This window comes from Pseudidiomarina mangrovi, from assembly GCF_003999375.1.
Taxonomy (GTDB): domain Bacteria; phylum Pseudomonadota; class Gammaproteobacteria; order Enterobacterales; family Alteromonadaceae; genus Pseudidiomarina; species Pseudidiomarina mangrovi.
Genome location: NZ_RJLC01000017.1, coordinates 276,446 through 301,842, shown reverse-complemented (window position 1 = coordinate 301,842; position 25,397 = coordinate 276,446). Strand labels below are relative to the sequence as shown.

At 49.0% G+C, this 25,397-nt stretch carries 27 protein-coding genes and 4 tRNA genes; 8 read left to right on the top strand and 23 right to left on the bottom strand.

Annotation, left to right across the window (positions count from 1 at the left end; translation table 11 throughout):
• Position 1: 1 nt before the first annotated feature.
• The 7 genes from proQ to EFO84_RS10730 all read right to left on the bottom strand — a co-directional run bounded on the left by proQ (position 2) and on the right by EFO84_RS10730 (position 4,750).
• Positions 2-688: an RNA chaperone ProQ gene (gene proQ / locus EFO84_RS10760; RefSeq protein WP_127348060.1), complete on the bottom strand. Its 687-nt coding sequence runs from the start codon at positions 686-688 to the stop codon at positions 2-4.
• Positions 681-971: a hypothetical protein gene (locus tag EFO84_RS10755; protein ID WP_127348059.1), complete on the bottom strand. Its 291-nt coding sequence runs from the start codon at positions 969-971 to the stop codon at positions 681-683. The genes proQ and EFO84_RS10755 overlap by 8 nt, the downstream gene beginning before the upstream one ends.
• Entirely contained in the window at positions 965-1,432 is a 468-nt protein-coding gene (locus tag EFO84_RS10750; protein ID WP_127348058.1) for a GAF domain-containing protein, read from the bottom strand. The genes EFO84_RS10755 and EFO84_RS10750 overlap by 7 nt, the downstream gene beginning before the upstream one ends.
• A gap of 4 nt (positions 1,433-1,436) precedes the next feature.
• The gene (locus tag EFO84_RS10745) at positions 1,437-1,730 is read right to left on the bottom strand and encodes a YeaC family protein (RefSeq protein ID WP_127348057.1); all 294 of its coding nucleotides are present in this window, start codon (positions 1,728-1,730) and stop codon (positions 1,437-1,439) included.
• Entirely contained in the window at positions 1,730-2,023 is a 294-nt protein-coding gene (locus EFO84_RS10740) for a hypothetical protein (RefSeq protein WP_240642696.1), read from the bottom strand. Before EFO84_RS10740 ends, EFO84_RS10745 begins: the two co-directional genes overlap by 1 nt.
• 129 nt (positions 2,024-2,152) lie before the next feature.
• A complete protein-coding gene (locus EFO84_RS10735; RefSeq protein ID WP_127348055.1) occupies positions 2,153-3,289 on the bottom strand; it encodes a M14 family metallopeptidase in 1,137 nt (378 codons plus the stop codon).
• Between the two features lie 15 nt (positions 3,290-3,304).
• Positions 3,305-4,750, bottom strand: a complete 1,446-nt coding sequence (locus EFO84_RS10730; RefSeq protein WP_127348054.1) for a glyceraldehyde-3-phosphate dehydrogenase — start codon at positions 4,748-4,750, stop codon at positions 3,305-3,307.
• A gap of 166 nt (positions 4,751-4,916) precedes the next feature.
• Between EFO84_RS10730 and pyk the strand changes: the two genes are divergently transcribed.
• Entirely contained in the window at positions 4,917-6,353 is a 1,437-nt protein-coding gene (gene pyk, locus EFO84_RS10725; protein ID WP_127348053.1) for a pyruvate kinase, read from the top strand.
• Here the strand turns inward: pyk and EFO84_RS10720 are convergent.
• The 3 genes from EFO84_RS10720 to EFO84_RS10710 are packed head-to-tail and all read right to left on the bottom strand — an operon-like array spanning position 6,346 to position 9,113.
• Positions 6,346-7,191, bottom strand: coding sequence for a DUF6279 family lipoprotein (locus tag EFO84_RS10720; protein WP_127348052.1), 846 nt, complete (start codon positions 7,189-7,191; stop codon positions 6,346-6,348). The two genes, pyk and EFO84_RS10720, sit on opposite strands and share 8 nt — an antisense overlap.
• Positions 7,192-7,209: 18 nt before the next feature.
• On the bottom strand, positions 7,210-8,037 hold the full coding sequence (locus EFO84_RS10715) for a LytR/AlgR family response regulator transcription factor (protein WP_127348051.1): 828 nt from the start codon (positions 8,035-8,037) through the stop codon (positions 7,210-7,212).
• Entirely contained in the window at positions 8,034-9,113 is a 1,080-nt protein-coding gene (locus EFO84_RS10710; protein ID WP_127348050.1) for a sensor histidine kinase, read from the bottom strand. The genes EFO84_RS10715 and EFO84_RS10710 overlap by 4 nt, the downstream gene beginning before the upstream one ends.
• A gap of 155 nt (positions 9,114-9,268) precedes the next feature.
• Here EFO84_RS10710 and EFO84_RS10705 point away from each other — a divergent pair, with 155 nt between their 5' ends.
• On the top strand, positions 9,269-11,044 hold the full coding sequence (locus EFO84_RS10705) for a M61 family metallopeptidase (protein ID WP_127348049.1): 1,776 nt from the start codon (positions 9,269-9,271) through the stop codon (positions 11,042-11,044).
• On the opposite strand, the gene EFO84_RS10700 is transcribed toward EFO84_RS10705, so the two are convergent.
• From EFO84_RS10700 to EFO84_RS10690, 3 genes are read right to left on the bottom strand one after another with little or no spacing between them, the layout of a single operon-like run.
• Entirely contained in the window at positions 11,034-11,876 is an 843-nt protein-coding gene (locus EFO84_RS10700; protein ID WP_127348048.1) for a M23 family metallopeptidase, read from the bottom strand. The genes EFO84_RS10705 and EFO84_RS10700 overlap by 11 nt on opposite strands.
• Positions 11,869-12,750: a 6-carboxytetrahydropterin synthase gene (locus EFO84_RS10695; RefSeq protein ID WP_127348047.1), complete on the bottom strand. Its 882-nt coding sequence runs from the start codon at positions 12,748-12,750 to the stop codon at positions 11,869-11,871. The genes EFO84_RS10700 and EFO84_RS10695 overlap by 8 nt, the downstream gene beginning before the upstream one ends.
• 58 nt (positions 12,751-12,808) lie before the next feature.
• A complete protein-coding gene (locus EFO84_RS10690) occupies positions 12,809-13,459 on the bottom strand; it encodes a LysE family translocator (protein WP_127348046.1) in 651 nt (216 codons plus the stop codon).
• A 73-nt stretch (positions 13,460-13,532) separates the two neighbouring features.
• Here EFO84_RS10690 and EFO84_RS10685 point away from each other — a divergent pair, with 73 nt between their 5' ends.
• A complete protein-coding gene (locus EFO84_RS10685) occupies positions 13,533-14,426 on the top strand; it encodes a LysR family transcriptional regulator (protein WP_127348045.1) in 894 nt (297 codons plus the stop codon).
• On the opposite strand, the gene EFO84_RS10680 is transcribed toward EFO84_RS10685, so the two are convergent.
• The gene (locus EFO84_RS10680) at positions 14,404-15,882 is read right to left on the bottom strand and encodes an FMN-binding glutamate synthase family protein (protein ID WP_127348240.1); all 1,479 of its coding nucleotides are present in this window, start codon (positions 15,880-15,882) and stop codon (positions 14,404-14,406) included. The genes EFO84_RS10685 and EFO84_RS10680 overlap by 23 nt on opposite strands.
• Before the next feature lie 179 nt (positions 15,883-16,061).
• Between EFO84_RS10680 and EFO84_RS10675 the strand changes: the two genes are divergently transcribed.
• On the top strand, positions 16,062-17,522 hold the full coding sequence (locus EFO84_RS10675) for a flavin-containing monooxygenase (RefSeq protein WP_127348044.1): 1,461 nt from the start codon (positions 16,062-16,064) through the stop codon (positions 17,520-17,522).
• Here EFO84_RS10675 and EFO84_RS10670 read toward each other — a convergent pair.
• The 9 genes from EFO84_RS10670 to EFO84_RS10630 form a co-directional block, all read right to left on the bottom strand.
• Complete coding sequence (locus EFO84_RS10670) at positions 17,519-18,637, bottom strand: methyltransferase (RefSeq protein WP_127348043.1); 1,119 nt, start codon at positions 18,635-18,637, stop codon at positions 17,519-17,521. The two genes, EFO84_RS10675 and EFO84_RS10670, sit on opposite strands and share 4 nt — an antisense overlap.
• Before the next feature lie 155 nt (positions 18,638-18,792).
• Positions 18,793-18,879: transfer RNA gene (locus EFO84_RS10665), tRNA-Leu, on the bottom strand.
• A 36-nt stretch (positions 18,880-18,915) separates the two neighbouring features.
• Positions 18,916-18,989, bottom strand: a tRNA-Cys gene (locus EFO84_RS10660).
• An 8-nt stretch (positions 18,990-18,997) separates the two neighbouring features.
• Positions 18,998-19,072, bottom strand: a tRNA-Gly gene (locus EFO84_RS10655).
• Positions 19,073-19,222: 150 nt separating this feature from the next.
• Entirely contained in the window at positions 19,223-19,774 is a 552-nt protein-coding gene (gene pgsA, locus EFO84_RS10650; protein ID WP_240642695.1) for a CDP-diacylglycerol--glycerol-3-phosphate 3-phosphatidyltransferase, read from the bottom strand.
• Positions 19,775-19,787: 13 nt separating this feature from the next.
• The gene (gene uvrC, locus EFO84_RS10645) at positions 19,788-21,644 is read right to left on the bottom strand and encodes an excinuclease ABC subunit UvrC (protein ID WP_127348041.1); all 1,857 of its coding nucleotides are present in this window, start codon (positions 21,642-21,644) and stop codon (positions 19,788-19,790) included.
• Positions 21,625-22,290 carry a LuxR C-terminal-related transcriptional regulator gene (locus EFO84_RS10640; protein ID WP_127348040.1) on the bottom strand — a complete coding sequence of 222 codons (666 nt, stop codon included), beginning with the start codon at positions 22,288-22,290 and terminating at the stop codon, positions 21,625-21,627. The genes uvrC and EFO84_RS10640 overlap by 20 nt, the downstream gene beginning before the upstream one ends.
• 188 nt (positions 22,291-22,478) lie before the next feature.
• On the bottom strand, positions 22,479-23,270 hold the full coding sequence (locus EFO84_RS10635; protein WP_127348039.1) for a thioesterase family protein: 792 nt from the start codon (positions 23,268-23,270) through the stop codon (positions 22,479-22,481).
• A 117-nt stretch (positions 23,271-23,387) separates the two neighbouring features.
• A tRNA-Ser gene (locus EFO84_RS10630) sits at positions 23,388-23,479 on the bottom strand.
• 238 nt (positions 23,480-23,717) lie between these two features.
• Here EFO84_RS10630 and EFO84_RS10625 point away from each other — a divergent pair.
• Genes EFO84_RS10625 through EFO84_RS10610 form a run of 4 tightly spaced genes read left to right on the top strand, consistent with a single transcriptional unit; the run spans position 23,718 to position 25,395 of the window.
• The gene (locus EFO84_RS10625) at positions 23,718-24,392 is read left to right on the top strand and encodes a Bax inhibitor-1/YccA family protein (RefSeq protein ID WP_127348038.1); all 675 of its coding nucleotides are present in this window, start codon (positions 23,718-23,720) and stop codon (positions 24,390-24,392) included.
• A gap of 3 nt (positions 24,393-24,395) precedes the next feature.
• Complete coding sequence (locus EFO84_RS10620; protein WP_127348037.1) at positions 24,396-24,752, top strand: DsrE/DsrF/TusD sulfur relay family protein; 357 nt, start codon at positions 24,396-24,398, stop codon at positions 24,750-24,752.
• Entirely contained in the window at positions 24,752-25,099 is a 348-nt protein-coding gene (locus tag EFO84_RS10615) for a DsrE family protein (RefSeq protein ID WP_127348036.1), read from the top strand. Before EFO84_RS10620 ends, EFO84_RS10615 begins: the two co-directional genes overlap by 1 nt.
• Positions 25,099-25,395 (top strand): hypothetical protein, encoded by a 297-nt coding sequence (locus EFO84_RS10610; protein WP_127348035.1) that lies wholly within the window; start codon positions 25,099-25,101, stop codon positions 25,393-25,395. Before EFO84_RS10615 ends, EFO84_RS10610 begins: the two co-directional genes overlap by 1 nt.
• The last annotated feature ends 2 nt before the right edge of the window (positions 25,396-25,397 follow it).

Below are 25,397 nucleotides of genomic sequence, written 5' to 3'. Positions count from 1 at the left end.
GTTACGACTCCTGCTTGGCTAGATATACAGCATCATACTGCACTTTGACCGTGAGGCCATTGTGAAGTTGCACCTGTAAATCGTTACGATCTATTTCAGTAATCTGACCACTTACTGTGTTATTCGCAACTTTCACCTGCACCTGTTGACCGACTTTTAAATTTGCTGCTAGAGCAGGTTTTAGCGTCTGCTTTGCGACTGCGCGAGGAGTTTTAGGGCTATTACCCGCGGCTTTTGGCTGACGCCGTGGCGCATTGCGGCGAGCTGGTTTGGCGCGTTGCTCGGAAACGGCTGCAGTAGTCTTATCGCCTGATTCAGAGGCTTTGCTTGCTGGCATTTGCAGTGATTTTTTTTCCGCGACCTGCGCTTTCGCTTCAGTCAATTGCTGCTGCGCATGTTCAGCATGGCTTACTTCAACAACGCCAGCAGCCTTGCCATCTAAGTCAAGACGTTCGCTACCCGCCTTGATGCAACGGAGGTAACGCCAACTATTGGTATAATGACGAACCGCCGAACGGAGTCGGGTTTTGCTGACCTTTGGGTCGTCGGCCAAACGCGCTGCCAAATCATCAAAAATACCAATTTTCAACGGCTGCGCGTTACCTGTAAGGGTAAAACAGGCGGGAAACTGCTCGGCCAAATAAGCCAGAATATCCTTACTCGTGCTGAGCTTTGTTACATCATTCATCGTCATCAAGTTCCTGCTGACGCACGTCAGCTAGTTGTTCCAAAATATAGGTTTGCATGTCGTCGCTATCTATTTCTAGCAATTCGTCATTTTCAATCCATTCGAATAGAGTCCGACGAATCACCTCTTCAAGTTGTTCAAGGCTGTCATCTTCTTCCATATAGGTTGCCACATAATGCAGCATTTCATTCATTTGATCAGCCGCAACCTCGGCCTCATCATCAAAAAAAACCATATCACTACGGCTGACCAAGTACGCGTAAATATCGAATTCAGCTAACATAATTGTTGCCAGTTGAGGCTTTCGATAAAGCGCCCAAGGCGACTCAAGCCATCGGCGTCTGCTTGGCTAAAGCGACCAATGCTCGGACTATCGAGGTCGAATACCGCCACCACCTGTCCGTTTACAATGATAGGCACCACCACTTCAGAATTTGATGCTGCATCACAGGCGATATGATCGGCAAATTCGTGCACATCGTGAACTAGTTGGGTCTTTTGGCTGCGCGCTGCAGCACCACAAACACCGCGTGAAAATGGAATGCGCAGACAAGCCACTTTGCCCTGAAAAGGCCCAAGCACCAGCAATTCTGGAGCACGTAACAAATAAAAGCCAACCCAATTAACATCGGCGAGCTCATGGTAAACCAACGCCGACAGGTTACTCAAATTAGCGATTAAATCAGGTTCTCCAGCAGTGATAGCCTGGGCTTGCTCCAACAAAACATCATAGTTGGTACTCATTAATTTACGACTCACTATCAGTTAATGGAAAGGTAGCAATGGTGGCAGCTGTTGGACGCTGCAAGTTCGCCTTCATCTCGGCTTTACTGCGGGTAATCAGTTGACCGTCGGCGCCCACTCGAAAGGGCTCTTCGGAGGGGCAAAACTTTGCTTGATAGGCCATCACTAATTGGATGCTATTGGCTTTTTGCTCATCAGTTAAAGCCACCCCATCAGGCCATTTGCCGAGTTCGACTGCGGTTACCAAGCGTTGATAAACATCAGGTGAAATACTGGCAAGTAATTCGTCAAACTGCATTAACAACCCCGTCGCTTAAGCAGCAACATACGGATACGATTAATCACAAACCAAACCAAGCCAACCAGCATGCCGCCGTTGGCTAAGTGGAGCTGCCAACTACCCGGTTCAGGTTGCTGCATGAAAAAATAGGTGAACGCCGCAATAGCCATCAGCAATGCTAGCATTGATTGACTGGTCAGACGCTCACGCTGACGTTGCACTACCTGCTGCCATTCGCGTTCGCGCTGTTCACTGGATAATCCTGTTAGCTTAAATTCGCAATGTGGACAAGCATCTGCTTTGGACGACATGCGTTTATTGCATGCCGGGCATTGAATCACTGCCATAGCTGCCTCTAGGTCAACAAATAATGCTTTTCAATATAAGGGATCTGCCCGCAAATTCAAGCTTTGCGGGCAGTTAACTGAACACTGAGATGATTATGCAGGTTTGCCAATATCGGCTGAAATAGCATAAATAGCTGACAGTACATCAGCTCCCAGCTGCATAGAACGCGGTGCTGACCAACCGAAATCAGCATCCGCTAAGTCAGCGTTGTCTTTGAAGGGCATTTCCAGGGTAAAGGCTAAGCAGCCAAAACGTTCAGCCACCGCGTTACTTGCCACAGTTAAATTGCCCTCACCCGGCGCTTCGAGGTCATAACCATAGGTGGTTTGAAACTCAGGGGTGATAGCGACTAAGATTTGCTTAAACTTAGCACCTAACTGTTCCATATACGCGTTGTAACTAGGAATGCCTTCGCTACCAGCGACAAAGTTGTAAGGTAGATTTTCATCACCATGGATGTCCAAGAATAAATCAACACCGGTGTGCTGCATCATGTTCAATACATGAAACACCTCGGGGCTACGCTCCAAACTTGGTGTAGCCCACTCGCGGTTAAGGTTTACCCCCCCCGCGTTGGTACGCAAGTGTCCGCGCACACTCCCATCAGGGTTCATGTTCGGCACAATATAAAACACGTGATCCTGCAACAACTGTCGCGCAGCACCATCTTCATCATCGAGCAAGCGGCTCAACAAACCTTCAATGAACCATTCGGCCATAGTTTCACCGGGGTGCTGGCGCGCGGTTAGCCAAATGACTTTTTTACCGGCTTCGGGCTGACCAACCACCAACAAGTTCAAATCACGACCATCAAGGCTTTGACCTAGCAGTACATGCTGACATTCGATACTTTGTTGCGCCCATTGCACCAAGTCTTGATGACGCTCGTACGAATACGGGGCGAAATAAGCGTAATACACGCTTTCTTGGTCCGGACTGTGACGAATAGTCAGATTTTGCCCGTCAAAATCGGTGTCCACACGGAACCAAGTTTCACGGTCGTATGATGCGACTGCTTGGTAATCGCGCCAACCATCTGGATACGCTGATTGACCGGCATTGGTAATCTGCATGACGTGCTCAACCCCAGCTTCACTGTATAATTTGAAGTGAAACCACTGGTAAAAATCAGATTGCGCATCGTTGCGAATCGCTAGTTTGATAGCATCCGGCTGCTCAGCGGCCAGCACTTCTATGTTGCCACTATCAAAATTCGAGGTAATAAACATGCTGCTTCCTTTAATTTATTTTGGCAGGTTCAATAACTGTTGACCGGCCATTTTTTCGGCGACACGCACTACTTGGCAGCTGTAACCAAATTCGTTGTCATACCACACATACAGCACCGCGCGGTCACCATCGACAATGGTTGCCTGTGAGTCCACAACGCCCGCATAGCGAGAACCAACTAAGTCAGTTGAAACAATTTCAGTTGATGCTGTGTAATCAATTTGTGCTTGCAACTCAGAATGCAGTGCCTGCTCAAGCAAGAAACTATTCAGTTCATCTTTGCTGGTCGTGGTCGCTAAATTGAGGTTCATGATCGCCATCGATACGTTAGGAGTCGGCACTCGAATGGCATTACCGGTCAATTTACCAGCCAATTCTGGCAGTGCCTTCGCCACCGCTTTAGCAGCCCCGGTCGAGGTCAATACCATGTTAAGCGCAGCAGACCGCCCGCGGCGCTCGGCAGAATGGTAGTTGTCGATTAGGTTTTGATCGTTGGTATACGAATGAACGGTTTCAACGTGGCCATTGCGAATACCAAACTTATCATTCACAACTTTAAGCACCGGAGTAATTGCATTGGTGGTGCAGCTAGCAGCACAAACAATCAAATCGTCAGCAACGATATCTTGGTGATTAACGCCGTAAACGATATTTTTAATCGCGCCTTTTGCCGGAGCAGTTAACAACACCTTTTTCACGCCTTTCGATTTTAGGTGCAAGCCCAAACCAGCTTCGTCTTTCCAAATGCCGGTATTATCGATAATGATAGCGTCGTTAATACCGTATTGGGTGTAGTCAATTTTGTCAGGTGCGTCGGCATAAATGACTTTGATTGAGGTACCGTTCGCTTTAATGGCAGAATTCTCATGGTCAACGGTAATTGAACCATTAAACGGGCCATGTACTGAATCACGACGTAATAAACTGGCACGCTTCTCTAAATCACCATCACGGCCACCACGTACAACGACTGCGCGCAAACGCATTTTATTGTTGCTACCGTTGCGTTCAATCAAAAGCCGCGCTAATAAACGGCCGATACGGCCAAAACCGTAAAGGACGATATCTTGGGCTGGGATATTGTCGACTTGATCAACGATATCTATCAATTCACATTGCAAGTAGGCTTCGATAGATAACCCCTCGGCGGCATTTTTGAACAAGTAATTGAAGGCTAATTTACCCAAGTCAACGCGCGCCGGCGCTAATTTCATCTTGCTTAACGCTTCAATAAACGGGAAGCTCTCACGCAACCGTAATTTGACCCCTTCATGCCGCTCGATTAAGCGGTGCGCCTTGATGATATGAATGGTATCGACATTCAATAATGAACGCCCATAAACCAAAATCTCCACACCATAAGTACGATAAAGTCGGCCTATGATTGGTTGCATCATCTCCGCGTATTCTTGGCGTTCCTGCCAACTTTTCAAGGTCAGTTCGGTTTGCTGATCACTCATGAGGGTACCTATCTCGGTTGCGTTGCTGAAGTTAAAAAATTAAGTGGGCTGCATTGTACTGAAAAGCGTCATTAAGCGCCAGAATCAATCCACCTAGACCTGTAAGTCTGAGATGGTCGTGATATAATCCGCGTTGAATTTTGACCACCACTCAGGAGCTTCCGCAATGTTACGGCGTACCAAGATTGTCACTACCCTAGGCCCGGCTACCGATGATCCCAAGGTACTCGAAGCCCTCATCCAAGCCGGAGCGAATGTGGTGCGGTTAAACTTTTCTCATGGTAGCGCTGATGATCACATCAAACGCGCTACCACAGTGCGTGAAATTGCCCAGAAACTTGGCGTCTATGTAGCCATTTTAGGTGACTTACAAGGGCCCAAAATACGTGTTTCGAAATTTGAATCTGGCGCGGTCATGCTGGATATCGGTGATGTTTTTGTATTAGATGCCGCGCTCGACAAAAATGCGGGTACCGCCCAGCGCGTTGGTATTGATTACAAAGAGCTCCCGAACGACGTAGACGTTGGTGACATTTTATTACTCGATGATGGGCGCATCCAATTGCGCGTCGAAGACGTTACCGGTCCGCAAATCACAACCACAGTGACGGTCGGTGGTAAGCTGTCAAATAATAAGGGTATCAATCGCCTCGGTGGCGGTTTGTCTGCCGCAGCATTGACCGATAAAGATCATAAAGATATCGCCTTAGCAGCGAAAATTGGGGTCGATTATCTGGCCGTCTCATTTCCGCGCACGGGTGCTGATATGAAAGAAGCGCGCCGCCTCCTCCATGATGCTGACGGCCGCGCTTTGTTATGTGCCAAAATTGAACGTGCCGAAGCGGTTGCTTCGGACAGCGCTCTGGATGACATAATTCGGGCATCAGACGCAGTGATGGTTGCTCGCGGTGATTTGGGTGTCGAAATTGGCGACGCGCAGCTGGTCGGTAAGCAGAAAAAGATTATTGCTCGGGCTCGAGCACTCAATAAGGTGGTGATCACCGCCACCCAAATGATGGAATCGATGATTGAAAACCCCATGCCAACACGCGCCGAAGTGATGGACGTGGCCAACGCCGTCCTTGATGGAACTGACGCGGTGATGCTATCCGCAGAGACTGCCGCGGGTAATTATCCGGTAGCAACTGTGAAGGCCATGTCAGGCATTTGTTTAGGCGCAGAAACTCATCCAAGTGCTGCACTTGAGCGCCATGACCAGAATTACAGCTTCACCAGTATTTCTGAGGCGACAGCGATTACTGCGATGTACGCTGCCACTCATTTGCAAGGCGTTAAAGCCATCATTGCCTTAACCGAGTCTGGCTCAACCGCTAAACTGATGTCCCGCATCAATACCACCCTGCCGATTTTTTCATTGTCTCGCCACCCAGAAAGTCGTGCTCGCTGTGCACTTTATCGGGGTGTTTATCCAATTGCGTTCGATTCGACCAAGTGTAAACCTGAGCGTTTAGTCTATGAAGCGGTCAATGAAATTAAGGTGCGCGGGCATGTTGCTGTCGGTGATTTAGTGATTTTAACCCATGGTGATACCATGGAGACTATCGGTTCGACCAATACCTGCAAAATCATTAAAGTCAGTTAGCATAATCCGCAATCAGGCTATCTAGGTCATCTAGATAGCCATTTATGGTGCTTACAAGGCGATGTTTTTGTTTCGGTGTTAATGACTGATAAAGTGAATAAATCATCGTTAACGTTGCTTCACGGCTAATTTCTAACGACTGCTGCAGCGCCTCAGGCCGCATCTGCTCCGGGGTTAAAATCAGTTCACGCATACGCTGCTCAAACTGCTGTTGATCGCTTTGATTTAACACCAGACTGAACTCATCAAGCCATAACTGTTGATAGTCAAGCCATAGCAGCCGCACGTCTTCACGTTGATCTAACCAGCGCCGCAAATAACGCATCTGCCCAGATTCTAAGCGCCCTATCCAATCACTAATATTATTTTCCATGCGCTTTTGGCTGCGTTTTAATAACTCAGCAAATTCTGTTTCCGCAATTTCTTCGCGACGCTCATCAATATCCGCCTGAATAGTTTCAATAATTTTCTGGCGTTGTGCGACGGATAATTGCGGCATATAACGCAGTGCATAAGGCTCTACGGCAACACGAACATTGCCCCACCAGCTATACATGATATCGCTGTAACGCAGCACATCGGCTTCAGTCAGCTCATCGTTGCTAATCAGATTACGTAATTCTGTGAGGTGCTGTCGATAGAGTGGTAATTGAGTTTGCGCATGCCATAGATGAAGGGCATCTATGCTGGCGCTGACGTCATCCTCAAGCTGACCAGATAACGCGACATAATCCGCTAACCGCCACTCAACCAAGGTGTCAGCAAAGCGATAACCAAAGCGGTTGGAACACCCGACTATCACTAACAGTGATAAAAGAATAACTGTCAGCCGCCGCATGTTCACTCCTTGGTTAAATTACGTCGATAAAATTAATTTCTTGATACGATCTTTATAACTTCGACTTACTTTAAGCTCTTTACCGTTGCGCAGAACGAGGTGGTATTCACCATTTTGCCGACTACATAACTTTTCTACTTGATCGAGGTTAACGATCGCAGAGCGATGTATGCGCTGAAAGCGCGCTGGATTGAGCTCGTCTTCGAGCTCTTTCATCGTGCGACGCAAAATATGAGTCTCATTACAAGCATGAATACACATATAGTCGCCCGCCGCATCAACCCACTCAATTGAATTGATTGCAACACGGGTAATTTCGCCACTTTCTTTAATCGCAATATGCTCAGGATAACGCGCCATGGTCATATCTTCACCGCTGGCTAGGCGCTTGAGAATATCTTCGCAATCCTCACCGGTAGCGTCAGCGAGCAAATTTAAGATACGCTGATGTTGATCGTTTCGTTCACGTTCCGCTAAGTTTTTTTCAATCCGGCTTAAACTTTGTTGTAACCGTTCGTGATCAACTGGCTTCAATAGATAATCGATAGCACGTACTTCAAAGGCTTTTATCGCATAATGATCATAAGCCGTAACGAACACCACCAAGGGCATTTGTTGACCAGCGTTTTGTACCTCACGCAACACATCAAAACCATTCATACCAGGCATTTGGATATCGAGAAAGACTAAGTCGGGCTTTAAGGTAATAATTTTTTCAACTGCTTGGCGGGCATTCTGGCATTCGTCAAGTACCTCTACCTGAGCAAATTCACGAAGCCGCACAATTAAGCCACGTCGAGCCAGTGACTCATCATCTACAACCAAAGCACGAATGGTTTTCGTCATATAGTATCAACCTGCTCGAACGGAATTCGGATATCGATCCGCAACCCTTGCGGATCATTGTTCGCTACTGTAAAGGAGTAGCGCTTACCAAACAAGGCTTGCAACCGATCGCGGGTGTTGGCCAGACCAACACCACCACTATTAAGTAGCTGATCAATCGGTTTTTTAGTGCCTGGTCCGTTGTCGGCAACAACAATGACTAATTGCTCTTCATGGCGGTGAGCGTGCACGTTAATACAACCGCCCTGCTCCAGTTTAGCGATGCCGTACTTAATTGCATTCTCAATCAGCGGCTGTAAAAACAAACTCGGAACCAGAGCTTTTTGCGCCTCATCAGTCACGTCTATCACGACTTGCAAGCGCTCATCAAAGCGCACTTTTTCAATATCTAAATATAAATTAATAGCATCGATTTCACGCGCCAAAGGGATCTTTTTAATGGGCTCGTTGTCGAGTGAAAAGCGCAAAAATAAACTCAACTTCGACATCATCCGATTAGCTAGCTCATTCTCACCCACCAAAATCAGTGTGGAGATAGCATTTAACGTATTAAACAAGAAATGCGGATTCAGCTGATAGCGAAGCATTTTTAATTGCGCTTGGTGCGCCATAGACGTAGCCATCAACGCTTTTTGTTTTTCGTCTTGCAGCATTTGGTAGTATTTGATACCAAAATACAAACCGCTCCAACTCAGCATGATATAAAACTTAGCAATAGAGTTTTTGAAATAGAACCAATCACTGTCAGGGCGGAAACCAAATTTATAGATTTCCCAATAGGTGGCGTTATCGATCACAGCCCAGCAAGCTGCCGACAAATAGGATGCTGCTAACACCACAATAATCAGTTGCCATGGGCTGATATCCCAAATACGGCGATATAAATGCCGCAAGGGCACGGTGATTAGGAATCCGGCATAGGCGCCTAGTAGAATGACCAACGCATAGATATCACGCATTTCGTGCATCAGTGAGCCAATATAGTGGACTAATGCATAACCTGACCACCCGGCGGCTTGCAGTACCCAGAAGAAGCGATTGCGATCATCAAGTAAACTTTTCCAGCGTTTGTTCATGGCCTCTGCCGTTTTTTGTGAAACCTGTTAACGTAACCATTATAACCATTCCACTCTGCGCTGTACCGCGCTTTATCGCAGCTAGATGGCTATATAGCTTGTCAATGCCGTGCTAGCATAGAGGCATTGCCACCTGCTCCAGCACTGAGGTAGACATGCTGCATTATGCCATCACGATTGCCGACCACGGCGCTCATCTCTTTCAAGTAAAAATCAGTATTCCGACGAGTTCCACAACAGGTCATATCTTGCGCTTGCCGGCCTGGATACCCGGAAGTTACATGATTCGCGATTTTGCTCGTCATATCATTGATTTTCGTGCCGATTCGGCACAGCAGCCGCTCGCCTTTAAAACCCTGGATAAGCAGACCTGGCAGTTATCACCAAACCAGGCTGAGGTGCAGGTCAGTTATAAGGTCTACGCCTACGACTTATCTGTTCGCAGCGCCTACTTAGAGCGCGATTTTGCCTTTTTTAACCATAGCAGTTTATGTCTTAGTGTTGATGAGCTTGCCAACAGCCCTTGTCAGCTCGATGTCGAATGCCCAGCGGATTGGCAGCTAGCTACCGGTTTGACGCGGATATCGGGCGACAAATATGCGGCTGGGCGGTTCCAAGCAGACACTTACCAGCAACTGATTGACCACCCTATGCTCATGGGCAAACTGACTATCGCCGAATTTAACGCCGCTGGCGTGCCACACGCACTGGTGCTCGCTGGTCGCCATTATGCTGACTTGGCAAGAATTTGTGCTGACTTGCAACGCATTTGTAGCACTCAAATAACGATGTTTGGTGAACAACCACCGTTTGCTCAATATCTATTTTTGACCATGGTGGTTGGCCGTGGTTTTGGTGGTCTCGAGCACAGTAATTCCACCGCGCTGATATGTAACCGTAAAGACTTGATTCATACCAACAAAAGCAACATAGACAATGACTACCGGGTATTTTTAAGCCTGTGCAGCCATGAGTATTTTCATAGTTGGAATGTCAAAACGCTCAAGCCAAAACTGTTTTTGCCGTATCAACTAGACACCGAGCAATACACGCCTCAGTTATGGTTTTATGAAGGGTTTACCTCATATTACGACGATTATTTGCTTCATCGTGCAGGTTTGCTCAGTGCTAATGCTTATTTGGCCATTCTCGGTGAAACCATTGCTAAAGTGCAGCGCGGTAAGGGCCATCTCCGCCAATCTGTAGCAGAATCAAGTTTTTATGCGTGGACTAAATACTATAAACAAGATGAAAATTCACCCAATGCGATCGTTAGTTATTACGCCAAAGGCGGATTGATTGCTTTGTGCGTCGATTTAAAAATTCGCTTAGCCTCACAGCACCAACATGACCTAGCAGCAGTGATGGCGGACTTCTGGCAGCGTTATGGTGCCCAGCAGGACTCAGCTGATGCGGGTACCGACGATAACAGCTTTGCCGATTTTTTACGCCAACGCTACGACTATCAGGCTATCGCTACTTTTGTCGAACAGGCAACGCAGTCCACCGCAATTCTGCCACTGGAAGAGTTACTCGAGCAATTTGGTATTACGCTGACGCGTGCTGCCGCAGCGGACGATAATACCTTTAGTGGCAAAGCCGTCAACAGCAGCTTACCAGTATCGCTCGGGGCGAAATATAAAGTCAGCAACCAAGGCTTAGAGTTGACTCATGTCTACGAGGGTGAAGCCGCCAGCATGGCAGGCTTAAGTGCTTATGATCGGATTATCGCTATCGACTATTTGCAAGTGACCGACGCAACACTACGTGAAATTGCCGAGCGCTTTAAACCGGGTCAAACAGTGACGATTCATGCTTTTCATCGCGATGAATTGCGTGAGCATCAGTTAACGTGGCAGGTACCAGCGCCACAAAGTTTACAATTGACCGTTGTGGCAGCGGAAAAACTCGCAGGATGGCTTACTCTGTAATACTGAAGTGCTCGAGTGCTAAGGCAGGGTCAAGACGTTCTTGGCCCCAATTGATGCGCCAATCTAGATGCGGCCCAGTAACCCGGCCGGTCGCACCAATTTCAGCCATTAACTGACCTTGCTGGACAATATCGCCGACCTGCACATGTAATTTGTGTAAATGAATATAGGTACTCGTGACGCCATAACCATGGTCGAGAATTAAGGTCCCGCCGGAATAGAATAAGTCAGGCTCAGCCAGCACTACCCGCCCCGCCCACGGCGCCTGTACCGGTGTCCCGGTTGGCGCTGCGATATCTAAACCATAATGTGGATTACGTGGCTCACCATTAAAAATACGCTGGCTGCCATACACCCCACTAATACGCCCTTCAGCAGGCATTATCAGTGGCTGCAAGAAATCAAGCCGCTGGCTCATATCATTGCGCGCGGCAGCAACCTTTTGTGCCTCACGACGGGCTCGAGCGACTTGCTCAGGATCAGGGGTAACGGTTTGTTGCGGCACACCGTCGACGCGATCGATGTCGTATTCCCGCGGCTGTAATTCAATGCTTATTGTAGCCCGTTCGCCATTAGGTGCCTCGATGTGAAGCTGCTGCGCACCGCTTGCTTCGCGACCAAAACCAAACACCACATGGCCGGTTTCAGTCACGCTTAATTCTTGCTCGGCTAAGAATACCCGGTTACCGACCGCGGTTTTACCAATCATCAGCGTGCCGGCGGTACGCGCTCCACGAAGTTCAATGCTTAGATCAGTCGCGCGCGCTGGGGCCATCGCAGTGGCGGCTATGAACATCACCCCCAAAAGCGCCATCCATCGTGCTTTAAGCATAACCAATGGCTCCTTTACCTACCCCTTCAAAGCCAGTCACTTGTACCTGCTCATGAGGATGCTCACGTTTGATTTGCTGAGCCAAATAGGCCGCAATACATTCCACCGTTGAATCGGTTGGAATCAAATAGTTTTCACTGCGCGGCATAATCAGCTCAAATAGCCCTTGATCCGCACGGTAGCTGTAACCAATATGGCTCTCTTCGCTGAGTTGTTGTGCCTGCTGCGAGCGTTGTAACTGTGATAACGGCACCACGTCATCTTGCGAGCCCAAATAAATATCGCGCCAGGTATCAGCCCACTGCTGTTCAAGCGCTTGGTCACGCTGTCCATTAATCGCAACATATAAGCGTGAGCGATGGCCATGTGCAATGCGCTGACAATTACCATCATGTTTTTTCAAGCCATGCGTATAGTGGTAAAACGCTCCGGGGATTTCTTCGGCCCGCAGCTGTAACTGAATGGCGTCTACATTTTCGGGTAATTCGCGCTTGATCACCGCACGCAAATACTCAGTGATAGAGCTCATGGTGACGGCCTCGGCATCGATAAAAGCAAAGGCATCGGCTGGGCAATATAGATGAATAGAGCCGCCATTAGGACGCATAAAATCGACCCATAGGGTGTCGTGCAGATCATTATGCACAACGCCGGTATAGGCATGTTCTGTCGGCACTGCTAGTTTGTGATCGACAGCACCATCAATGATGCGTTTGATCTGTTTTTTGACCCGACCAAAATCAAGCACCATAGACTGCTCGTTGAGTCGTCCATCGAGAATAATATCAACAATCCAACTCTCTCCGACCATGCCACGTTGCGGGCATAGGTAAGAAAAATCGATAACGGTTAGATCGTTTACAAATAACTGCATAAAATACTCAACGTTTAATGACGGATAACGATAATTTAGCTTGGCATTATATCACCGCTTACGCAGAAGCTATAACGCCAATCAGCGTAAACCAGTCATAAATCAACCACGCACTCAGCAACAACAGAGCCAAGCCCATCAAGCGGTCGAGCCAATGACTGATACGCCATAGATACTGATAAAACGGCGGCCAGGTAATCAAGCTTGCCAACAGACTAAACCACAACGCCGTGGCAATGGCCATATACACGCCATAACCGAGCTTTATTAGGTTTGGCGTGGCTGGATTAATCACCGTTGAAAACAAGGTGAGAAAAAACAACGTGGCTTTGACGTTTAGCCCATTGGTTAAAAAGCCAACGCGAAAGGCCTGCCACGAACTTAATGCTGGCGGCGCCGACTGTGCTGTGGGTAATGCACTGCGCGGCTGGCTTTGCAACGCTTGCCAGCCCAGCCAGGCCAAGTACCCTGCGCCAACAAGTAAAAAGCTCGCATACACCCATTGATATCGATGAATCAAAATGGCGATACCCAGCAATGAATAGGCTACGTGGATTAATATACCTGTACCAATACCCACCGCCACCCAGCGCCCAATGCGGCCGCCGTAACTTAAGCTGTACCGCGTGGTTACGGCAAAATCAGGACCTGGGCTGGCTACCGCCAAAAAGTGCAGAATAGCTATGGCTAAAAATTCTTGTAAATACATTGCGTCAGCGCCTTCAGTGATTTACTTTTAGTTAACTCAAATTTACTTACACAACTCTTTGCTGAGGCTCGCTATGGCTGCAAAACAACCGTCACTCAACGCTCTTAGGGTATTTGCGATTGCTGCCCATGCCCAATCGTTTAAGCATGCGGCTCAACAACTCGGCGTATCACAATCGGCGATTACGCGGCAAGTGCAGGCCCTTGAACAACAGCTGGGCACCCGACTCTTTCAGCGCGATAACCGCGTTCACGCACTTACTCCAGCAGGGCAAGCCTTGGCACCTGAATTACTGCGGCTGTTTCGTGACCTTGAACACACTATTGATCGCGTTCGCGATATTGGTGATAGCGAGTTAACCACGCTACGCTTAGCGCTACCCGATAGTTTGTTACGCTGGTGGTTAGCGCGCAAACTGCCTGACTTCAGCGCCTTATACCCGCATATTCGGCTGCAGTTTAGCACTGTTGCTATGTACCCGAATAGTCATGAAAAAGCTAATGTTTGTAGCCAGTTACAGCATGAAGTCAGTGATATTGTGGTGCATTATGGCAGTTTGAAAGACAAAAACATTCGCCAGCAACGGTTATATCAGCCAACTATTTGCGCGGTGGCTAAGCAAGCCCCGAGTAACGGCGACTGGCAGCGTTGGGTGGTCGATACCCAACAATTACCGTGGCAACACTTTAGCAAGCGCTTTGCCACTGTTACTCGTCAGGCTCAGGTACAGCAAGCACCGGACCATAGCGCTCTCGACCTGTTAACCGATCATGGTGCCGCCGCATTAACCGACAGCTTGTTATTGTCGCACCCACAGTTAAGTGGTCTCACGCGGCACCAAGAGTGGTCACTACAACTCCCTGAGGCGGTGTTTATCAGCTACAAAGAGCGTAGTCGCCAACCGGTGGCGCTGGTCGCCTTCAGTAAGTGGTTAGAAAGCCGCATTAATGTTCAGAGTGTGGCTTAGCGTAGAGCTCAGAGAGTGGCACGCTATGCCCTTGTGCGGTGACCATGCGGGCATGCTGGCGTTGCAACTGACGCGCATCGTGAGCGCCACATGAATGTGCTATCAAACCAACGCCGTACTCTAAATACTTTTGATAATTTGCCACCCGCACACCCTTGTCAGTGGGGTCTAAGCCGCGTTGCAAATCAGTATTGCTGGTGGTAATTCCGGTTGGGCAAGTATTCTTATTACATTGCATAGCCTGAATACAGCCTAGTGCAAACATGAAGCCGCGCGCCGACACGGCGAAATCTGCACCCACCGCAAGGGCCCACGCAACATCAGCTGGATTGATCATTTTGCCTGAGGCAATCACCTTAATTCGCTGCTTTAAATCAGCGGCCACCAATTTATCCACTAGAATCGGCAGGCTCTCGGATAATTTTAATCCAACATAATCCATTAACGGTTGCGGCGCAGCACCAGTGCCGCCGTCAGCGCTATCTAAGGTAATAAAATCAGGAGCACTTGCAACCCCGCGGGCCTGAATCGCTGCGATCAGTTCATCGAGCCATGAGGGTTCGCCAAGCACTAACTTAATCCCCGTGGGTTTACCGGTGAGCTCACGCACTAATTCGATAAAATCAAGCAACTCCTCGGTATTATTAATATCGGTGTGGCGATTCGGACTGATAGAATCTTGCCCTTGCGGAATACCGCGAATGGTTGCCACCTCGTGATTGACTTTAGCGGCCGGTAAGATACCGCCCTTGCCCGGTTTAGCTCCTTGGCTCAATTTTACTTCAAACATTTTCACCGCTGGCATGGCCGCTAGTTCTTGCAGGCGCAAATGATTTAGTTTGCCATCGCGGTCACGAACGCCATATTTGGCGGTACCAATTTGAAAGACTAAATCGCAACCGCCGGATAAATGATACGAACTTAATCCGCCCTCACCCGTGTTAAGCCAGCAACCAGCTAACTGTGCGCCACGCGACAGTGCAGTAATAGCTACCGGCGATAAAGCACCGTAACTCATGGCAGAAATATGAAACAGCCGCGCAGTTTGATACGGTTGGCGACAGCCAGCACCAATGACTACTGGCGTCAGCGCTTGTTGCTCGTCATCCTGGGGTGGAAACGTTGCATTGGCAAAAATGATGGTGCCTGGTTTGGTCAAATCGCGGGTAGAACCAAAGGCTATGGTACGGTCGACATCTTTGGCGGCACGATACACCCAACTACGCTGAGCGCGGTTAAACGGCATTTCTTCGCGATCCATCGCATAAAAATATTGTCGGAAAAATTCACCCAAGTGCTCAAAGCTATAGCGAAATCGCCCTATGACTGGAAAGTTTCGGCGAATAGTATGCTGGGTTTGCCGTTTATCAATGACATACAATACCAGCAACCAAAGCATTCCAATGAATAGCGCCAGTACCACCAGCGCCAACATAAATTGCGCCACCATCAACATGGTTTGGGTAAAATTTGACAGGTTTTGATACACAGTGAAGACCTCCCCCAGCGGCACGGTTGCGAGCGCAATCATTCATCAACGATGTTGCCACTTTAGGCAAGAATGACTAGAAAAACCACTAAAAATCAGACAATAATGCTGCCATTGTTTATCGCATCGAGAACTACAGCATCATCATGACAGACTATCAGGTCATTATTGTCGGCACCGGCTTTGGCGGCCAAGCCGCTGCGATTGAATTGCTCAACCAACAACAACAGGATTTTCTGTTACTCGAACGCCGCTCGTTTATGGGGGGAACTTGGGTACAGAATAGTTACCCAGGTGCCGCGGTAGATGTGCAATCGCCGCTCTATTCACTTTCAGCAGTACCTTACGACTGGACACAGATGTACGCCAGCCGCGATGAATTAAAAGGCTATACCGACCATGTTATTGAGCGCTTTGGCTTGGCGCGGAAAACCCGTCTCAATAGCACGGTAACGGCAATGCGTTGGGATGCGCAGCAACGCCATTGGCAGGTGCAGATCAACGGCACCGAGTATCTCACCGCGCGCTATGTGATTAATGCCTCTGGTCCACTCAGTACCCCAGTAATACCTAATTTTGCCGGTCGCGATAGCTTTCAAGGTGTGAGTTTTCATACCAATAACTGGGACCACAGTGTCTCTCTGGCAGGCAAACGGGTGGCTATCATCGGTAGTGGCGCCAGTGCCGCGCAAGTGATCCCGGCGATTGTTGATGAAGTGGCCGAATTACACGTGTTTCAACGTTCACCCCATTGGGTGGTTAAACGCCATGACTATGTTTTTAAACCCTGGCAACGCCGGATCCTGCGCACTAAATGGGGCTATAAGCTGCTTCGCGGGGTTATTTATCTGGCCCTTGAACTGCGGGTGCTCGGCTTTAAGTACTCGAAAACGTTGCTACAGGTCCTAGCGGGTAACGAGGCGCGACAACTGATTCGTGAGCAAATCGAAGACCCTGAGCTACAGGCTAAGGTAACTCCTGATTTCACCATCGGTTGTAAACGCGTGATTATCTCGAATACGCTGTATCCGGCCTATTGCCGCGAGCATGTGCAGCTGCATGGTCGTGACGATGGCATTGCCAGCATCAACGCCACTGGGCTGGTGACACAAACCGGACAGCAGCTTGATGTAGATGTGATTGTCTACTCCACCGGCTATGATGCCACTGACGGCATGATCTGCTACCCAGTCACCGGCGAAGATGGCCACCAACTGGCTGATTTTTGGCATGATTATCCGCGCGCCTACTTAGGTACCTCGGTACCTAAATTTCCCAATTTGTTTATTGTGACCGGGCCTAATACCGGTATCGGCCACACCTCAGCACTGGTGGTTATTGAAGCGCAATTGCAATACATTGTGCGCGCCATGGCGGCGGTCCAACGGCTCGGTAAACAGGCTATTGCCGTTAAAGCGGACGCCGAACAACGTTATACCGACCATATTCATCAGCAAATGGAAAAGACCGTGTGGCACTGGGGTGGCTGTAATAGCTGGTATAAAAGTAAAAGCGGAAAAGTCATTGCCATGTTTCCGGGTTTCAGCCTGACCTTCAAGCGCTGGACGCGAAATTTTAAAGCCGCAGACCACCATTTTATCGATTAACGTCTGCTAATGATTAGGGTATTACGTGGGCTATGCTGATACGGGCAAAACTGTTTCAGCGCTACCTGATAGCCATGCTCACTCAAATACAGCGCGCGGTCGAGCAATAACCATAATTCCAACGGGCGGCGGAATAATTGTCGTACATCATCGATATCCCTTACCAACCGCAAGCGCTGATGGGCTATAGGTAGTAATTCGGCCAACTCTGCCGCGCTCGGTAACTTCAGCCCATGCTGCTGACACGCCCACGCCATGAAAGCACTGATATCACCAGTAAAAATCTGTTTATTAATAGCTGGTAACGGTTGGTAACTGGGATCACCGCACAGCAGTGCCCGATATTCTTGAAACACCAAACGCCACAGCTGTTCAGTATCACGAAGACGCGCAGTGCGTTGCCCTGCAGTGACAAAATCTTGCACGGCCAGCTTCAGGTCACTTTTGCTGAGCTGCAATGGCGATTGCTGAGCATATTTTGAAAGTGGCTGGTAGTAACTGGCGGCTTGCAAATGGTAACAGCATGGTGCTAGGAACAATTCAGCGCCGCTGCTGTGCGTAAACTGCTCCAACAAACGCCGATGCAGATCGCCACAGGCATGCAATGCCACCATGGCGCAGTTATTGGGCAAACTACCGGGCGTCAGCGCGAGGACATCACAGTGCTGAAACTGTTGTGCAATACCATGCTGTTGCGCCAGCGCTTGGCCCTGCTCACACAGAGTTTTCTGCCATTCCAAGCTAGTCACCGGTAGCAGCCGTTGATAACTCAACAGGCGGCCTAAATGGCCCTTGCCTGAGCACCATTCCAACACTGCTTGCTGACTATCAAACTGGCCGATGAAACCACTGATTTGGGCAAGTTTTCGGCCTTGAATACCGTTAGTCAGCCAAAAGGGCCAGGCCGTTTGTTCAGTCGTTAAAGCGTCGAGGGGCGCTACTGGATCAGTGAGCAGTTGCAGTTGCTGACGCAGACGCGTGCGAATGGCCTCAGCAGATTGTGACCACGGCCAGTGCGTATAGGTAAACGGATTGCACTGCCACAGGCCGCTGTGTGTGGCCAAAAACTGATCATAGTCAGTGAAACTTTGTTGTAATTGAGCTGACGTTAGCATGCTAGTCATAATGCCATCGACAGGTTATGGTAAAGCATCAATAAGTGACTCGCAGCAGCGCAAACTCGGAGCCGTTATGATAATCGATGCGACGACCAATATACATAATGACGGTTTTTAACGATTGGAAGAGAATTACTGAGGACTTATTTAAATGGTGCCCGGGGCCGGACTCGAACCGGCACGACCGTTAAGTCGAGGGATTTTAAATCCCTTGTGTCTACCTATTTCACCACCCGGGCATAACCTGAGTTATTCGTTTAGAGTGCAGCGTTTGATGGAGGCGAGTCCCGGAGTCGAACCGAGGTACACGGATTTGCAATCCGCTGCATAGCCACTCTGCCAACCCGCCATCGCGTTTGGAGCGGGAAACGAGATTCGAACTCGCGACCCCAACCTTGGCAAGGTTGTGCTCTACCACTGAGCTATTCCCGCTTTGCATTCAACTGCCACCAGAGCGCTACTCCAGTGGCTCGCCATTCTACATGGCAGTTAAATTCAGTCAATAATAAATTTGTAATTTCTGTTCGTTTGGCTGTTTTTTGACTGATTCGCTGCACAAATCAGCAAATTGCCCAAAAACGCCTAACTATGCGCTGACAGATCAGCCCAGGCCGCACGTAAATACTCATACATAGACCACAGCGTCAGCACGAAGGCAACGTACAACAAAATCACCGCAGTGGTAATGACAAAGCCTTCAATACCCCAAATCAAGCCGCCAATAGCGACCATCTGCGCAATGGTTTTAAGCTTGCCTAAGTTCGAGACTTTAACTTGCTCTTGGCGACCTATTTGCGCCATCCATTCACGCAGTGCCGATACCACCAGTTCGCGGCTGATAATGGTTAAGGCCGGAATGCTAATCCACCACACCGCATAATGCTCAACGACGACCACTAACGAGGCCGCCACCATGACTTTATCGGCAACTGGGTCTAAAAACGCACCGAACGCGGTGAATTGGTTATATTTACGTGCTACATAGCCATCTAATGCATCGGTAAAGCCAGCAATGGCAAACACCAAGGCCGCCCAAAACCCAGCGTGCTCAATGGGTTGATAATAAATCACTAAAAACACTGGGATCAGCAGAATGCGAAAGCCAGTCAACAGATTGGGGATATTCCACTTCACAGTTTGCGTTCCTTTATTCGTCCCTAAAGGCATGATAAATGGTTTCAGCGAGGTCGCGGCTGATACCTGGTATGGCCATAAGCTGCTCAATACTAGCTTGTTTCACCTGTTGTAATCCACCCAGATTTTGCAAAATCTTCTGTCGGCGTTTGGCACCAATGCCTGGGATTTGCTCTAAACTTGAGCTGCGCTGTACCTTAGCACGACGTTGCCGATGACCGGTGATGGCAAACCGATGCGACTCATCGCGAATATGCTGAATCAAATGCAACGCCGGCGCATCCGCATTCAGGTCGAGGATCTGATGGCTACCGGCCATGATCAGAGTTTCTAACCCAGGTTTTCGACTCTCACCTTTGGCGACGCCAATCAACATGGGCGCACCATAAGGCCAGTCAGCGAAATAATCTTCTGCTTGCGCCAGTTGACCTTTACCACCATCAATAAACAAAATGTCAGGCAGTTGGCCAAGCGCATTGGCTTGTGGCGGCTTTAATGGATCAAAACGCCGTCGTAAAGCTTGTGCCATTGCTGCGTAATCATCACCTGGGGTAATTCCTTTGATATTGAACCGCCGGTAATCACTCTTTTTCGGCCCCTGCTGATCAAATACCACACAAGATGCTACCGTTTCCTGCCCCATGGTGTGACTAATATCAAAGCATTCCATGCGCTGAATCGGTTGTTCAAGATCCAGCACCTCCATCAGGGCGTTAATACGCAAACTCATGGTTGACGCTTGATTCAATCGGCTCTCTAAACCATTTAAGGCATTCTTCTGCGCCAAGACTTGGTATTGGCGCCGTTCGCCACGTACGTTGTTGGTCATCCGCACCGACTGCGCAAGCACTTGTTCGAGTACTTGCAATTCGTGCTCGGGGTCGAGCACCTGGGTACTGTTCGCTTCGGGTAAAATAATCTCGCGCGGTAAGCGACGCTGAAACTCGTCGTTTAAATAAAATTGCATTAAAAATGCTAATAAAATCTCATGATCATCGGTATTAGCCGGCACTTTGGGAAAATAACTACGACTGCCCTGCACCGCTCCCTCGCGGATAAATAGCAGGTGAACACTGGCAATACCGCCATGGCGCGCAAAACCAATAACATCGAGCTCTTGTTGATTACCGGTCACCGCATTGCGCTCTTGTACGGCTCGCAAGGCGGCAATTTGATCGCGATAGCGCCCCGCTTTTTCGAACTCGAGTTGTTCGCTAGCCGCACTCATACGCGCGACTAATTGGTCGATGACCTGCTGATTCTTACCCTGCAAAAAGGTCTTCGCTAAATCCACCTGTTCTTGGTACTCGTTGGTGCTGGTGTATCCTGCCACACAAGGCGCTAAGCAACGCTTTAATTGATACTGCAAACACGGCCGACTACGAGCACGATAGTACGAATCTTCGCACTGCCGTACTGGAAACAACTTTTGCATTAAGCGTAACGATTCGCGTACGGCCACGCCATTAGGGAATGGGCCAAAATAATCCCCCTTTTCGCGCCGCGTACCACGATGAAAGGCTAAGCGTGGGTGCTCATGATGCGTCAATAAGATGTACGGATAAGATTTATCGTCGCGCAGTAACACGTTATAACGCGGCCGATACTTCTTAATAAAATTATTCTCGAGGATCAGTGCTTCTGCTTCGGTATTGGTGACCGTGACGTCCATGTTGGCGATCTGCCGCACTAGGGTTTGGGTTTTCGGCACATCAACACTGCTGCGGAAATAACTACTGACGCGTTTCTTCAGATCCTTGGCTTTACCGACATATATCACGTCGCCTGACTCATCATACATGCGATAGACGCCTGGCTGATGAGTCAGGTATTTTACGAATTGCTTCGCATCAAACGGGGTTTCGCTCATGGTCTGAGAGTTGCTCTAAATCGATTAAACCGGTCTGAATCGCCACATGGGCTAATTCGACATCTCCGGAGACACCAATCTTCGCAAAAATACGATAACGAAAGGTGTTTACCGTCTTGCTGCTGATATTAAGGTGTTTAGCGATTTCTGCAACCCGTATTCCACGGCCAATCATTTGTGTGACCTGAACTTCGCGGTCACTCAGATTACGCAATAGTTTGACTTGTTCTGCCCGCCGTGGGTTTCTGGCTAAATATTCGGCTACGGCTGTTGCCACATACATCTGGCCGCGACCAACGCTCTCAACGGCTTGAATAAATTCTTGATGCGATGCTGACTCCAATAAGTAACCATCTACTTGGCGTAGGTTACATTGAAAATCGAGCACATCTTGAAAGCGCTTTGCCCATAACAACAACTGCAAATCGGGATGTCGTTTTTGCAATCTGCGCCAGGTTTCAATGGTGCCATCACCCGCTAAGTGACTGCACAGAATCACTGTCGCAAAAGGCTTGATTTTGACCGCCTCGCGAAGTTGTTGAAAGTTTTCGACGCTATCAGCGACGGTTAATTTATGGTTGGTGAGTGTGGCGTACATCCCGGCTCGCACCAAATCACTCGATACTGCGATAATATACTCATTCATAGTGTCACTTATCCCTTGTGAATTATCGTGCTCTGGAACCATTCCAGAGTGTCTAAGGTATGCGAAATAATGACACGAAAGGCAAGCTTTTATTACGAATTTATAAAAAAATATGTTATTTCTTAACCAGTTACGCGTCATTTGACATATTTTTGAGTCATCTGACGCGCTTTTGTCAGGGCGATAACCTAACCGAAAACTGTAACTGTCTGACGACTAATGGCAACTAACTGACCCTGCTCATCCCAAATGTGCGCATGAGTGTGACCGTAGCCATCTGCGGCGTAATCGATATAGGCCGAGTACTGCCACCAATCACTCCCTGATTGTTGCGTATTCAGCGGTTCTGGAAACTCAATCGTCCAGGTTAATGAGCTCGCTGGTGCTGGCTCTGACAAGTGAGGCAACAACGCCGGTGGCCATGCATCGACTAAGCCTAATAGCAGACCAATGGTGATCGGCTTTGGCTCGTTACAAAAACGCATCCAACCGCCAAATTCACGCAATGTCTGACCACTGAATGGCATCGCCCCAACGCTTAAATGATAATCAAAATAATGGGTAAACTCCGGCATTAAGCGGCTTTTCGGAAAACTTGGTCCATGCTCGCGAGCTGGCACCTGTGCCGTCACGGTATCGGTCACCCTTACCGCAGAAGGCCGCGAGCGACCATAGCTAGCAAGTGCGGATAATACCACCTGCTGCTGTTGCAAAATTTCCACAGCAACCTGGGTGACGTTATTGCCTTGGCGCAGAATACGGCGCACCAACTGCGCCTCACCGGGTTGCACAGGCGCAACAAAAGACACCGTAAAGGAGCGCAAATGTTGCTCAGTAGCGACGCCGTGATGAGCGTGTTGCCAGGCTACAGCGGCGGTTAAACCACCAAATAAGGCGCGACCTTGGCCCCAGCCTTCAGGCAGGTGGATGGTTTGTTCGGCGGCAACAGTAATTTGTGCCAAGATTTCACTAAACAGCATGGCGCCCTCATAACAACTAATATAAGCCAATTATACACAGGTACGACCAGATGCCTAGTCGACACTGCTTGGGCAGAAACGAAAAAAGCCCGCTCAGGGAGCGGGCTTTTCGGAATTTGGCGGAGAGAGAGGGATTCGAACCCCCGGTGGTCGCAAAACCACGCCTGATTTCAAGTCAGGTGCATTAAACCGGACTCTGCCATCTCTCCGTATCTACAGGTGTTCACCCGAAGACGTTGCGAATGATAAAGAGGTGTTTGGAGCTTGTAAAGCAAAAAATGAAACCTTCTGAATCGTTTGCTGTCATTTTAAGCAATTGGGTTTGATCGATCATTGAAATGCTTGTCGATCATACCCATTTATGCGGTACACTCTAGCTATCATAATAACCTTGTAGTGCGAGCCTATTGCAGTACGAGGGTGCAGTTCAACCACACGGAGATAACCATGAGTCATCAAGCTCACATTTCAACCGCTCGCAGTGAGTCGGCGTTAGCCACTAACAAAGTGCTTCGTAATACCTATATGCTGCTGGGTATGACGTTAGGATTCAGCGCCTTCGTTGCTTACATCAGTGCCAGTATGGGGCTGCCACACCCGGGCTTTCTAGTAACTATTATTGGTTTTTACGGGTTGTTATTCTTAGTGCACAAAACTGCCAATAGCTCTGCTGGCTTATTGTCAGTGTTCGCATTAACTGGCTTTATGGGATACACCCTTGGCCCAATCCTTGGCATGATCAGTGCCATCGGCCCGCAAGGCGACCAAATTATCATGATGGCGCTGGGCGGCACTGCGCTGATATTCTTCAGCCTGTCAGCCTATGTGTTAACCACCAAGAAAGACATGTCATTCTTAGGTGGCATGATGATGGCCTTGTTTGTAGTTTTGATTGTTGGCGTTATCGCTAACCTGTTCATGCAAATGCCGGCTCTTGGTTTAGCCATTTCGGCCCTCTTCATCTTGTTCTCAGCGGGTGCCATCTTGATGCAAACCAGCGCCATTATTAATGGCGGTGAGCGCAACTATGTGTTGGCAACAGTGACCTTGTATGTGTCAATCTACAACATCTTCCTGAGCTTGATTAACTTGCTTATGGCCTTCACTGGCGGTGATGAGTAAACCTTGGCAAAACTAGTCATTGCCCTGCACTCACACCCGAGTGACAGCCCTGACCATGATACTCGCAGCCTGTTGGCGTTTCACTTCGCCCAGGCTGCAGTTGCATGTGGGCATAGCATCAGTATGGTGTTCTGTTATCAACAAGCGGTAAAACTGGCTGACCCGAGGCAACTTCATGCGCATGCTGAACGCTGGCCGCAATGGGCTGCAGCTCAAGCTATTCCCTTGCTAGTGTGCAGCACAGTAGCAGAAAACGACTATGGTTTGAGCGCTGAGCAATTGCGCCCAGGCTATGCGGCAGGTGGCTTGACCGAGTTTGCTCAAGCCGTCGCTGAAGCTGACCAGCTGGTACAATTCTAATGACGATTGCCGTGATTCAAAGCCATGCAGCCAATCATCTGCGCAGCTGGCATGGCCAAGATGCCCTACTCAGCCTGGCTAGCCTCGATCTCAATCCACAACTGATTTTAGTGGGTGCTGCCGTACATCAGTTACGTCACGGTTTTGATGTGCAACGCCAGCAACGCTCGCTGCAAAAGCGCTACCGCTTGCTGGAGCTTTATGACTGCCCGAAGCCCTGGGTCCTTGATAACGATCTCCAGCAGCATGCGCTAAGCGCCGATGATTTTGTCGTTGCCATCGAGATTGTGCCAAGCCATGAGCTGGCCGAGCGTATCAGCCATTGTCATCAGCTGTTGAGGTTTTAATGATGCCAAGAACTCTGCACTTACTGCGGCAGTGGCCACAATCCGAGTGGATAGCGCAATGGCTGAGCCCTGATAGCGTGGTGATTATCTCTGAGCAAGCCTTGCGCGCGGTCATGGCGCAGCCTGAGCTGCTGGAGCAATTACCGGTAGCTTGCTGTCATTGCCTGCGCACTGAAGTGCTACTGCTGACTGCAGCGCAACGCGAGCAACTACCCGCGCACCTGCTACAACTGGCGGATAACGCTTGGTTGGAGTTAAGCTTGCAATGCGCGCCTGTGATCAGCTGGGGAGATTAACC

Excerpts from the sequence above, each read along its gene's own strand:
- proQ (WP_127348060.1), bottom strand. The coding sequence starts at position 688 with ATGAATGATGTAACAAAGCTCAGCACGAGTAAGGATATTCTGGCTTAT.
- EFO84_RS10755 (WP_127348059.1), bottom strand. The coding sequence starts at position 971 with ATGTTAGCTGAATTCGATATTTACGCGTACTTGGTCAGCCGTAGTGAT.
- EFO84_RS10750 (WP_127348058.1), bottom strand. The coding sequence starts at position 1,432 with ATGAGTACCAACTATGATGTTTTGTTGGAGCAAGCCCAGGCTATCACT.
- EFO84_RS10745 (WP_127348057.1), bottom strand. The coding sequence starts at position 1,730 with ATGCAGTTTGACGAATTACTTGCCAGTATTTCACCTGATGTTTATCAA.
- EFO84_RS10740 (WP_240642696.1), bottom strand. The coding sequence starts at position 2,023 with ATGTCGTCCAAAGCAGATGCTTGTCCACATTGCGAATTTAAGCTAACA.
- EFO84_RS10735 (WP_127348055.1), bottom strand. The coding sequence starts at position 3,289 with ATGTTTATTACCTCGAATTTTGATAGTGGCAACATAGAAGTGCTGGCC.
- EFO84_RS10730 (WP_127348054.1), bottom strand. The coding sequence starts at position 4,750 with ATGAGTGATCAGCAAACCGAACTGACCTTGAAAAGTTGGCAGGAACGC.
- pyk (WP_127348053.1), top strand. The coding sequence starts at position 4,917 with ATGTTACGGCGTACCAAGATTGTCACTACCCTAGGCCCGGCTACCGAT.
- EFO84_RS10720 (WP_127348052.1), bottom strand. The coding sequence starts at position 7,191 with ATGCGGCGGCTGACAGTTATTCTTTTATCACTGTTAGTGATAGTCGGG.
- EFO84_RS10715 (WP_127348051.1), bottom strand. The coding sequence starts at position 8,037 with ATGACGAAAACCATTCGTGCTTTGGTTGTAGATGATGAGTCACTGGCT.
- EFO84_RS10710 (WP_127348050.1), bottom strand. The coding sequence starts at position 9,113 with ATGAACAAACGCTGGAAAAGTTTACTTGATGATCGCAATCGCTTCTTC.
- EFO84_RS10705 (WP_127348049.1), top strand. The coding sequence starts at position 9,269 with ATGCTGCATTATGCCATCACGATTGCCGACCACGGCGCTCATCTCTTT.
- EFO84_RS10700 (WP_127348048.1), bottom strand. The coding sequence starts at position 11,876 with ATGCTTAAAGCACGATGGATGGCGCTTTTGGGGGTGATGTTCATAGCC.
- EFO84_RS10695 (WP_127348047.1), bottom strand. The coding sequence starts at position 12,750 with ATGCAGTTATTTGTAAACGATCTAACCGTTATCGATTTTTCTTACCTA.
- EFO84_RS10690 (WP_127348046.1), bottom strand. The coding sequence starts at position 13,459 with ATGTATTTACAAGAATTTTTAGCCATAGCTATTCTGCACTTTTTGGCG.
- EFO84_RS10685 (WP_127348045.1), top strand. The coding sequence starts at position 13,533 with ATGGCTGCAAAACAACCGTCACTCAACGCTCTTAGGGTATTTGCGATT.
- EFO84_RS10680 (WP_127348240.1), bottom strand. The coding sequence starts at position 15,882 with ATGTTGATGGTGGCGCAATTTATGTTGGCGCTGGTGGTACTGGCGCTA.
- EFO84_RS10675 (WP_127348044.1), top strand. The coding sequence starts at position 16,062 with ATGACAGACTATCAGGTCATTATTGTCGGCACCGGCTTTGGCGGCCAA.
- EFO84_RS10670 (WP_127348043.1), bottom strand. The coding sequence starts at position 18,637 with ATGCTAACGTCAGCTCAATTACAACAAAGTTTCACTGACTATGATCAG.
- uvrC (WP_127348041.1), bottom strand. The coding sequence starts at position 21,644 with ATGAGCGAAACCCCGTTTGATGCGAAGCAATTCGTAAAATACCTGACT.
- EFO84_RS10640 (WP_127348040.1), bottom strand. The coding sequence starts at position 22,290 with ATGAATGAGTATATTATCGCAGTATCGAGTGATTTGGTGCGAGCCGGG.
- EFO84_RS10635 (WP_127348039.1), bottom strand. The coding sequence starts at position 23,270 with ATGCTGTTTAGTGAAATCTTGGCACAAATTACTGTTGCCGCCGAACAA.
- EFO84_RS10625 (WP_127348038.1), top strand. The coding sequence starts at position 23,718 with ATGAGTCATCAAGCTCACATTTCAACCGCTCGCAGTGAGTCGGCGTTA.
- EFO84_RS10615 (WP_127348036.1), top strand. The coding sequence starts at position 24,752 with ATGACGATTGCCGTGATTCAAAGCCATGCAGCCAATCATCTGCGCAGC.
- EFO84_RS10610 (WP_127348035.1), top strand. The coding sequence starts at position 25,099 with ATGATGCCAAGAACTCTGCACTTACTGCGGCAGTGGCCACAATCCGAG.